The following is an 11363-nucleotide window of genomic DNA, read 5'->3' as shown; positions in this document are numbered from 1 at the left end:
ATATAGGTGAAGTGAGGTAAAAAAATATGGCAATTGTTAAAATGAGCGATAACGCTTCAAAGGAATTTCAACAATTTCTAAAAGATAATGAAGTCACTGCAAAGATTGTTAGAATACATTTTGCAGGTATGGGCTGTGGTGGTGCAGCATTTAATCTTGTTCTAGATGAACAAAAGGAAACAGATAATACAGAAGTTATAGATGGATTAACTTTTTTAGTAGATAAAAAGGTTACTGATCAATTTGGAGAACTTTCAATACTATCTGCAGATGAAAATGGCAGAGGTGGATTCTCAATCGAACCCGAAAACAAACCAGAAGGCGGCGGATGCGCTGGATGTAGTAGTTGTGGTTAATAAAGGCTACATAAGTAAATAATTTATAAAATGCAGGCGTTCAGTGGTATAATATTACTGAGAGTCTGCATTTTTAAAATTTCTGAAAGGATGTGAAGTTTAGTAAAATACTTTGCATAAGTATTTGCTAAAGATTTTTATGAGTAATGATATATCAATGAATGATTTATTAAATGAAATTGATGATTCTTTTAAACATATTAATGAAGGAGATCTAGTAACAGGAACAGTACTGTCTGTTAATAATGAAGGTGCTATAGTAAACTTAGGAGTTATGTATGATGGATTAATTCCTAAAGATCAGTTGTGCTATGAAAAAGAGTTTGATGTAGAAGATGTAATTAAAGCTGGAGATGAAGTTAGTGGTATAGTATTAAAATATAATGATGGCGAAGGACATATAATAATTTCAAAGAAGAAAGCTGATGAAATATTAGTATGGGATAAAATTGAAAATATATATAATAAACGAAGTGAAGTATTGATTAAGGTAAAAGAAGAAGTAAAGGGTGGAGTTATTACGGAATTATTTGGGGTAAGAGCTTTTGTTCCAGCATCTCAGCTAAGTGTTAATTATGTAGAGAACTTAAAGGATTTTGTCGGAGAGGAACTTCAAGTACAAATTATTGAGTTTAATAAGAATGACAAAAAAATAGTTCTTTCTAGAAGAGTTATAGAAGAAATAGAGAAAAATAAAATAGAACAACAGCTATGGAATTCTGTAAAAGTAGGAGAACTTATAGAGGGAAGAGTAACTAAATTAGCTAAGTTTGGAGCTTTTGTTGATATAGGAGGAATTGAAGGTTTAATACATTTAAGTGATTTAAGTTGGAAAAGAGTTGTTAAGCCACAGGAAATAGTTAATGAAGGTGATCAGGTTCAAGTGTATATTATTTCTATAGATATAGATAAAAAGAGATTAGGACTTTCTTTAAAAGATACAATTAAAAATCCTTGGAATGATATTAAAGATTATATTGGTGTTGGAGAAACAATTCAAGGAACAGTAACAAGATTTGCTAGGTTCGGTGCTTTTGTTGAAATAAAAGAAGGTATTGAAGGTTTAGTCCATATAAATGAAATAAGTGATGAAAATATAACTAAGCCAGAAGATAAACTTAAAATTGGAGAAATTGTAAAAGTTAAAGTGCTTGAAATTGATGAAACAAATAAAAGAATATCTCTTAGTATAAAGGATGGAATGGAAATAAATAAAGAATATAAAAAATACAATGATGATAGTGAACTTACTCTTGGAGATATGCTAGGTGAAAAACTAAAGGGATTAAAATTTGAGTAGGTAGGTATTTAAAATGAAAATAGTTTGTTCTACAGGTCCTAATATAAAAACTACTGAAGATTTAGATAAACTAATTAAAGTAGGCGGGAATATAATTAGATTTAATTTTTCACATATAAATTATGATCAATGTGAAACCTTTGTAAAATATTTAAATGATAAACACTCGCAGGTATTAAAACTACAGGATTTACAAGGAAATAAAGTGAGAATATCAAAGCTATTTAAAGAAGAAATAAAAGTACGAATAGATGATATAATATGCTTTTGTAGCGAGGAATTCTTTAAAAATAAAAACAGCATTGGGGTAAAAAAAATACCTATAAGTTTCAATGGAAAATTTCAACTATTAGAGAATGTCAACAGGATAATGATGAAAGATGGTACAATGGAGTTTAAAATATTAGAAAAAAAACTGTCCAGTGAGTATATCATGACCAAGGTTGTCAAAGGCGGAATTATTAGAGCGGAAAAGGGAGTTAATCTGCCTGGGATGAATAGGGAAGGAACAAGTATTACTAAAAAGGATATAAATGATATAAGTTGGGGAGTAAAAAATGGTGTAGATATTATTTGTCTTTCATATGTTGTAGATGATATTGATATATTAAATTTAAGACAAATAATTGAAAAATCATTAAAACAGATAAATTCTAATAAGTTTCCTTTAATATACGGAAAAATTGAATGCTTAGAGGGTGTAGAGAATCTAAAAAAAATATTACCACATGTAGATGGAATCATTGTTGGAAGAGGAGATATATTGGGTGAAGTGGATATTAATTATGTTCCTGTTATTCAAGAACAAATTATAAATCAGTGTAGGGATTTTTCAAAACCAGTGATTGTGTCTACTTACTTATTGGAGTCAATGAAGAAAAATATTACTCCATCTATAAGTGAAGTAAATGAGTTATATAATTTAATTAAAATTCCAGTAGATGGATTCATGCTTTGTGGTGAAGTTACTGTTGGTAGATATCCAATAGAGACTGTAAAGTTTCTCAAGGAGTTTATAGATAGACATAAAGAAATAGAATAAAAATTAGAGTTTCGTACAAACTATAAATAAATTACGAAGTAATTTATTTAGTGAATTGCAACCTACGGTTGCAGTGAAGTGCGTCTTTAGCGCAGAGAGGTGTTCACTTCGTTCACAGAGAGGTTTTTGCTTGGGCAAAAGCTTTTTCTCTGACCAAGTCAATTCTCTGCGAACAATGTAAGCAATTATCTGTGAGCAAAGCGAACACTTCTCTGTGCCTCTGGCATAATTCTCTGCGACCATAGGTCGCAATTCACTAAATAAAATGCTTCACATTTTATTTAAAGGAGGAAGGAACTATGGCTAAGGCTGGTATGAGAAGACCGAATGTAGAAGAACCACATGGCACCGAAAGCAACAAAAAACAGAAATTTCCTAAAAACGAAACTCATGTTGTACCAGAAATACAGGGTAAAGCAAAAACAGGTAATGAAAAAGCAAAACCTATTAAGTATGATGGAAAATGGTAGTTAATTTTGGTTTAAAAATGTAAATAATTAAAGAAAGCCTTAAATACTATAGGAATTTAGAATAGTATTTAAGGCTTTTTATATTGAATTTTAAATACAATCAGCGTATATAAACTTATGCACTCTCCGTAACTAAGGTTACGGAATTATAAATAATTGGAACTTATAATAAAATCAAGTAAAGTGTTAAATATAAGAAACGGAGTGTTAATTATGGTAAATATAGATAATTTTAAGAGACAACATAAAGATATTATGGAAGAAATAAATCACATGAATAGTTTAATTATAAGAAAAGATTATGACAATCATTTAGAAGATCTAGTAAGGCATATAAATAGTTTAGCTGGCAAAATAAAAATTCATTTAAGTATGGAAGATAGATTTCTATATCCAGCATTATTTAATGGTGAAGATAGTAAATTAAAAGACATGTCAAATGTATATATTGATGAGATGGGGTATATTGCAGGAGCTTATGTAGATTATAAAAATAAATTTAATACTAAGAGTAAAATTCTTGATAACATTGGTATATTCAAAATACAAACTGATGATATTTTAAACAGAATAAAAAAAAGAATTATCAAGGAAGAATCAGAGTTATATAAGTTAATTACCGAAAAAGGAATATAGAACTTTATAAAAATAAATGGTAAAGTTCTATATGACTATTTGCAGATTTAAATATATTTGGATTGTAGAAATATTTAAGTTTTCTTAACCTTTATTTTGAGATATAAGGACGAATATATAAGTTTCAATAATGAAACTACATTTCATGAAAAAATACTTGAAATTGGACTTCAATATTATTGCTGTGAATGACATTTGCAGAAAGCTTAGATTTACATAGAGCCTCAGTAAATCAAGGTTTCGAAACGGAGGAGCAGTAATAATATTGAAGTCCTAATGAAGTTAATTTATTTAATGTAGAAATATTGTTACAACTTATATATTAATAAAAAATTTTTATTAATAAAGTTTATTAATAGCCCTATATATGCTATAATACTAAATTGATAATGATTTAAAATCAGGTATCCAGAGAAAGTAAATAGTGAGTATATTGTTTATTTATAGCATATTATACACAATATTTAGATCCGAAACTTAAACTTTAGATTACTGGAGGAGAAACTATTAATGAATAAAAATTTAAGATACTATATAGAGACTTGGGGCTGCCAAATGAATGAAGAAGATTCAGAAAAACTTTCAGGAGGACTAAAGCCATTAGGACATACAAGAACAGAGAGTAAAGAAGAGGCAGATATTATTATATTTAATACCTGTTGTGTTAGAGAAAATGCTGAGCAAAAAGTAGATGGAAACCTTGGAGCACTTAAAAAATTAAAAAAAGAGCGTCCAGAAGTTGTTATAGCGGTTACTGGGTGTATGATGCAACAAGAGGGAATGGCTCAAAGGATAATTTCAAAATTCCCATTTATAGATATTATTATAGGAACTCATAATGCATATAAGTTTACTGAGTACTTAGGGAGAGCATTAGGTGGAGAAAGACCTATTGTTGAAATTTGGGATAAAGAAGCTGATATTATTGAAGGTGCACCTGTAGATAGAGCTAGTAGTATTAAAGGCTTTGTTACAATAATGTATGGATGCAATAATTTTTGTACTTACTGCATAGTACCACATGTAAGAGGTAGAGAAAGAAGTAGAAATCCAGAAGAGATAATAAAAGAAATTGAAGGAATGGTTAGCGAAGGCTATAAAGAGGTTACACTATTAGGACAGAATGTTAACTCTTATGGTAAAGGCTTAGAACCTGAAATTAATTTTGCTGAACTTTTAAGAAGAATTGATAAGGTAGATGGATTAGAAAGAGTTAGGTTTATGACTTCACATCCTAAGGACTTAAGTGAAGAGGTTATAGATGCAATAGCTGAAGGTTCTAAGCTTTGTGAATATATACATCTACCAGTTCAGTCTGGTTCAAGTAGAATTCTAAAGAAAATGAATAGACATTATACAAGAGAACAATATTTAGAATCAATTAGAAAAATTAAGGAAAGAATTCCCAATGTTGCTCTTACTACAGATATAATAGTAGGTTTTCCTGGAGAAACAGATGAAGATTTTGAAGATACACTAAATCTTATTAAAGAAGTAGAATATGATTCAGCCTTTACTTTCCTATATTCAAAGAGACAGGGAACCCCAGCAGATTTAATGTTTGATCAAGTAGATGAAGGGGTTAAAAAAGAAAGATTTAATAGATTAGTTGAAACTGTAAACGAAATATGTGCTAAGAAAAATAGTGAGTATGATGGTAAAACTGTTGAAGTTTTAGTAGAAGGTAAGAGTAAGAGCGATGATAGTAAACTTACTGGTAGAACTAGGACTGGAAAACTAGTGAACTTTGAGGGTAGCGGTGAAAATATAGGTAATTTAGTTAATGTAAAAATTACTAAGGCACAATCTTTTTCATTAGTAGGAGAAGAAGTATAAAAAAGCGACTTAGTCGCTTTTTTATGTATCTAAAGGAAAAAGAATAGTATAAGTCTAGTGAAATTCTTTTAGATGGCTTATAATAATTTTTAAGAAAAGGGGAGATGATTTATGGCATTAACGCCAATGATGATACAATACTTTGAAGTAAAAGAAAAATCTAAAGATGCTATTCTCTTTTTTAGATTAGGTGATTTTTATGAAATGTTTTTTGAGGATGCAGAAGTGGCTTCTAGAGAGTTAGAGTTGACTTTAACAGGTAGAGATTGTGGACTGGAAAATAGAGCTCCCATGTGTGGAGTACCTTTTCATGCAGCAGAAAACTATATTTCGACCTTGGTAAGTAAAGGATTTAAAGTAGCAATATGCGAACAGGTTGAAGATCCAGCGGTTGCAAAGGGTATAGTTAAAAGGGATATAATAAAAATAGTAACTCCAGGAACCTATACGAATTCATCTTATTTGGAGGAAAGCAAAAATAACTTCATTGTATCTTTGTTTTTAGATGGTGAGAATGTTTGTCTATCCTCTTGTGATTTATCTACAGGTGAATTTTATTGTACTGAGACATCTTTAAATGGAAGTGGTATTATTGATGAAATCTGTAAATTTGAACCTTCAGAAGTGGTTGTGCCAGAAGGTTTTTCCCATAATTTATTAGATGAATTAAAGGAAAGAATGAATTTCTCCACATCTTATTTTAATAAGGAATATTTTAATAAAGACATTTCAAACCTAGAGGCTCAATTTTCAAATTTACATGATATTAAGTTAACTCCTACAGAAATTTGTGGTTGTAATGGTATAATTAATTATATAAGAGATACTCAGAAGTATTCACTATGTCATATAAATAAAATAGAAGTATATGATGTATGTAATTTTATGATGATGGATATAAACTCACGTAGGAATTTAGAAATAATGGAAAATTTGAGAGATAAGAGCAAAAGGGGAACTCTATTATCAGTTATAGATAAAACTAATACAGCAATGGGTGGAAGGCGGATTAGAAAATGGCTTGAAGAACCACTACTTAATGCTGAAAGTATTCTAGATAGACAGGGTGCTATAGAAGAATTATCTAGTTCCATAGATTTATTGGAGAGTTTAAAGGACGCCTTAAGAGATATATATGATATAGAAAGATTGGTGGGGAAAATAAGTTCTAAAGCTATTAATGCAAAGGAACTTATGGCATTAAAAACCTCTATATCCAAAATACCTAATGTGAGAATGTTATTAGAAAAGAGCAAAAGTAAGTTACTTTTAAATATTTTCAAGAAAATAGACACCCTTCAAGATATATATGAACTATTGGAAAAGGCTATAATAGATAGTCCTGGTCTTTCAATAAAGGAAGGAAATATAATTAAATCGGGATATAATAAAGAAGTCGATAATCTAAGAGAAGCTAAAAGCAATGGAAAGCTATGGATATCACAATTAGAGAATAGTGAGAAAGAAGTAACAGGGATTAGGTCTTTAAAAATTGGCTATAATAAAGTCTTTGGATATTTTATTGAAATAACTAAGGCAAACTTATCTTCAGTGCCAGAAGGTAGATATATAAGAAAACAAACCCTATCAAACGCAGAGAGATATATAACACCAGAACTTAAAGAAATGGAAGAAAAAGTGTTAGGTGCAGAGGAGAAGCTAATAACTTTAGAATATGAGATATTTGTTGAAATAAGAAATTCCTTAGAGAAAAATATTGATAGGATGAAAAGTACGGCAAAATTAATTTCTGAAATAGATTGTCTTTGGTCATTAGCAGTAGTTGGAAAAGAGAATAATTACGTGAAGCCGGAGATAAATATAAAAGGTGAAATATCAATTATAGAGGGACGACATCCAGTTGTAGAACAATTAACAAAGAATAATAGTTTTGTTGCCAATGATACAACCCTTGACAATATAGATAATAGATTGATGTTAATCACTGGTCCTAATATGGCTGGAAAATCTACATATATGAGGCAGGTAGCATTAATAAGTATTTTGACTCAAATAGGTAGCTTTGTCCCTGCAAAGAAAGCAAATATATCTATATGTGATAAAATATTTACAAGAATAGGTGCTTCCGATGATTTAGCAGGAGGAAAAAGTACCTTCATGGTAGAAATGTGGGAGGTATCAAATATATTAAAAAATGCTACAGGAAATAGTTTAGTACTTCTAGATGAAGTAGGTAGAGGAACTAGCACCTATGATGGACTTAGCATTGCATGGTCTGTTATTGAATATATATGTAATACCTCTAATATAAAATGCAAAACCCTTTTTGCAACCCATTATCATGAACTTACAAAATTGGAAGGTGAAATAGATGGAGTTAAAAACTACTCTATAGCAGCTAAAAAAGTAGACAATAGTATAATCTTCTTAAGAAAGATAATTAGAGGGGGAGCAGATGAATCCTATGGTATAGAGGTAGCAAAATTAGCAGGGTTACCAGAGCAGGTCATTGTCAGAGCTAGGGAAATATTATTAAAATTAGAGGATAATAAAGAACCTGAGGAAATTTCTATAAAAAATAGAGAGAATACTCTTAAAGATAAAGAAGATTTAAAAAAAGCTCATGGAAATGAAGTTGCGGTTGACTCAAATCCATCTTTTCAAATTAGCTTTGAAGATATAGCAGTTAAAAATTTGGTAAAAGAAATATCCAATATAGATATTTTAAAGCTGAACCCTATGGAGGGCTTTAATAAGTTGTACGAAATTATAAATAAGGCTAAAGAATTTTAGTCTTAGGTATTTAAAAGAAAGTAATGCAGAAAATAAGGATAATTATAGCTTATTTACTAATTAAATCTTTGAAGATACTTTAGAAAGTTGGTGAGGTATGAAAAGGATAAATTTATTAAGTGAAGAAACTTCAAATAAAATAGCTGCAGGTGAAGTGGTAGAAAGACCTAGTTCAGTAGTAAAAGAATTGGTTGAAAATAGTATAGATGCTGGTAGCAAGAATATAATCATTGAAATTGAAGATGGTGGATCAACCCTTATACGAATTAGTGATGATGGTGAAGGTATTCACCCAGAGGATGTAGAGAAGGCTTTTATGCCTCATGGAACAAGTAAAATAAAGAATATAGAAGATATATATAATATTAATTCCTTTGGATTTAGAGGAGAGGCATTGGCTAGTATAGCATCTGTGTCAAAGGTAAGGATGAAATCTAGAATAGATAGTATAGATTTTGGAAAAGAAATATATATTGAGGGTGGAAATATAAAACATATAACAGAAGTAGGATTTAACAGAGGTACGGAGATAGAAATAAGAGATTTATTTTATAATGTTCCAGCAAGGCAAAAGTTTTTAAAATCTACTCAAAGAGAAAAAGCTATAATAAATGATTTAGTTTTAAAATTAGCTATGGGAAATTACGATGTGTCCTTTAAACTTTATAATGATGGAAAAGAAATCTATAAAACTTTTGGTGGAGAAAACTTAAAGGATACTTTAAGAGTTCTATATGGAAAAGAAGTATATGAAAATATATTACCCATAGAAAATCATAATGATATAGTATCTGTATATGGATTTATTGGTAAAGAGTCCATAAGCAGAGGAAGTAGAAATAGGCAAACTATATTTGTTAATAAGCGTATTATAAAAAATAGTTTAATTACAACTGCTGTGGAAAATGCTTTTAGATCCTTTGCAACAGTAAACAAATTTCCATTTTTCACTGTGTTTTTAGAAATATTTCCAGAGTATATAGATCCTAATGTTCATCCAACAAAGAGTGAAGTGAAAATTTTGGAAGAACGCACACTATTTAAAACTGTTTTTGATGGGGTACATAATGCATTAAAAGAAAGTTATAGAAGCTCATTTGCTATAGATGAGGAAAAAGAAGAAAAGGAAAAAAAAATTGATTATGGTGAATTAATTCAAGTTGAGTTCCCAACGGAATTAAAAGGTAATAATTTCCTTGGAAATAATTATGGTGGGTATATTTCTAATAGTGATATTATATTAGAAGGAAAAGTGAAGGAAGCTGAAGAAATATCACTTAAAGAATATATTAAAGAAAAAGAAGGTGTTACTGAGGAAGTTAATTACACAGATTATGGAATTAAGGAGCCAACAAAAACACCAAAATTTCCTTCTTTAAAAATTATTGGACAGTTTTACAACAGCTATATATTAGGAGAAAATGGGGATCAACTCTATGTAATTGATCAACATGCTGCCCATGAAAAAATAAATTTTGAAAAATATATTAAAGAAATTAAAAATTCTCAAGTAGTAAGTCAAATATTATTAGAACCTATGATGATAGAGTTAAATTTCGAGGACTATGAAATATATAAAGAAAATGCAGAAGTTTTTGAGAAAACTGGTTTTTTAATAGAAGGATTTGGAGATAATGCTATTATTATCAGAGAGACACCTCTAATATTAGGTAAACCTAATATTAAGGAGCTTTTTTATGATATATTAGAAAATATAAAGAGACTTGGAAATGGAAGCACAGTTGAGGTGAAATATAATAAAATAGCCAGTATTGCGTGTAAAGCCTCTGTTAAAGCCAACAATAAATTAAGCAACATAGAAATGGATTATTTAATTGAGGAATTAAGATATATAGAGGAACCCTTCACATGTCCGCATGGTAGGCCAACTATAGTAAAGTATTCCATAAAGGACATTGAAAAAGTATTTAGAAGAATAATTTAAAGCCTTTAAGAAATATAGATAGGAAAGATACTAGATATTTTTTTAAATGGCTGAGATAATGTTAGAGGAAAGTATATGAAAAATTTATTTATATTAGCAGGACCTACAGCTGTAGGGAAAACAGAAATATCTATTAATATAGCTCAAGAATTAAAGGGAGAAATTATTTCAGCTGATTCTATGCAAATATATAAAAAAATGGATATTGGATCAGCAAAAATTGGAATTGATGAAATGAGAGGAATAGAGCACCATCTCATTGATTTTCTAGATCCAAGTGAAGAATTTAGCGTAGCAGCCTTTAGTGAAAGAGCTAAGAGTGAAATAGAGAAGATAGATGAAAGAGGAAATCTACCAATGGTAGTAGGAGGTACTGGACTATATATTAATTCTCTTATATATAATTATAGTTTTGCTGGTACTGATAGAGACGAAGGATATAGAGATTACCTAGCTCAGCTTGCTGAAGAGAAGGGGAAAGACTATATTTACGGACTACTTAGAGAAGTAGATCCATTAAGTTGTGAAAGAATACCTTCTAATAATTTAAAAAGAGTAATTAGGGCATTAGAAGTATACAAAGTCAGTGGAAAACCATTTTCAAGTTTTTCAAAGGATGAAGATGTTTATAATATACCTTATAATGTATTTTATTATGTGTTAAATATGAATAGGGAAGAGTTATATTCTAGAATTAATAAAAGAGTAGATATAATGCTCGAAAAAGGTTTACTAGAAGAGGTTATAAGTTTGCAAAAAGAAGGATATACTTGTGATATGCAGTCTATGAAGGGGATTGGCTATAAGGAAATCTTATCTTATTTAGATGGAGAAATCTCTTTAGAAAAGGCCGTAGATTTGATTAAACAATTTAGTAGGAATTATGCTAAAAGACAACTTACTTGGTTTAGAAAAGATCCTAGAGTAGTTTGGGTAGATAAAGATAACTTTAGAGATGATAAAGAGGTAACTAGATTTATAATAGATCATTATAAAGAAAGAAAGGACTCAAAGTAATTTCTTA

General features: G+C 29.6%; 9 protein-coding genes. All 9 read left to right on the top strand.

Translation table 11 applies throughout. From position 1 onward, the window contains the following. Positions 1-26 precede the first annotated feature (26 nt). The 9 genes from ACI48Q_RS11610 (at position 27) to miaA (ending at position 11356) form a co-directional block, all read left to right on the top strand. Positions 27-356, top strand: coding sequence for a HesB-like protein (locus ACI48Q_RS11610; RefSeq protein ID WP_474919240.1), 330 nt, complete (start codon positions 27-29; stop codon positions 354-356). Between the two features lie 139 nt (positions 357-495). Next, positions 496-1656 (top strand): 30S ribosomal protein S1, encoded by a 1161-nt coding sequence (gene rpsA / locus ACI48Q_RS11605; protein ID WP_474919239.1) that lies wholly within the window; start codon positions 496-498, stop codon positions 1654-1656. Between the two features lie 13 nt (positions 1657-1669). Continuing rightward, positions 1670-2698 carry a pyruvate kinase gene (locus tag ACI48Q_RS11600; protein WP_474919238.1) on the top strand — a complete coding sequence of 343 codons (1029 nt, stop codon included), beginning with the start codon at positions 1670-1672 and terminating at the stop codon, positions 2696-2698. 299 nt (positions 2699-2997) lie between these two features. After that, a complete protein-coding gene (locus tag ACI48Q_RS11595) occupies positions 2998-3168 on the top strand; it encodes a hypothetical protein (protein WP_474919237.1) in 171 nt (56 codons plus the stop codon). A gap of 213 nt (positions 3169-3381) precedes the next feature. After that, on the top strand, positions 3382-3804 hold the full coding sequence (locus tag ACI48Q_RS11590; RefSeq protein WP_474919236.1) for a hemerythrin domain-containing protein: 423 nt from the start codon (positions 3382-3384) through the stop codon (positions 3802-3804). 510 nt (positions 3805-4314) lie between these two features. Beyond that, positions 4315-5640, top strand: a complete 1326-nt coding sequence (gene miaB, locus ACI48Q_RS11585) for a tRNA (N6-isopentenyl adenosine(37)-C2)-methylthiotransferase MiaB (RefSeq protein ID WP_474919235.1) — start codon at positions 4315-4317, stop codon at positions 5638-5640. Between the two features lie 111 nt (positions 5641-5751). Next, complete coding sequence (mutS, locus tag ACI48Q_RS11580; protein WP_474919234.1) at positions 5752-8394, top strand: DNA mismatch repair protein MutS; 2643 nt, start codon at positions 5752-5754, stop codon at positions 8392-8394. A gap of 97 nt (positions 8395-8491) precedes the next feature. After that, positions 8492-10339, top strand: a complete 1848-nt coding sequence (gene mutL / locus ACI48Q_RS11575) for a DNA mismatch repair endonuclease MutL (RefSeq protein WP_474919233.1) — start codon at positions 8492-8494, stop codon at positions 10337-10339. 75 nt (positions 10340-10414) lie between these two features. Beyond that, positions 10415-11356, top strand: a complete 942-nt coding sequence (gene miaA / locus ACI48Q_RS11570; RefSeq protein WP_474919232.1) for a tRNA (adenosine(37)-N6)-dimethylallyltransferase MiaA — start codon at positions 10415-10417, stop codon at positions 11354-11356. Positions 11357-11363 lie beyond the last annotated feature (7 nt).

This window comes from Clostridium sp. LXY-7 (assembly GCF_056172015.1).
This window is presented reverse-complemented; position numbering and strand designations above follow the sequence as displayed.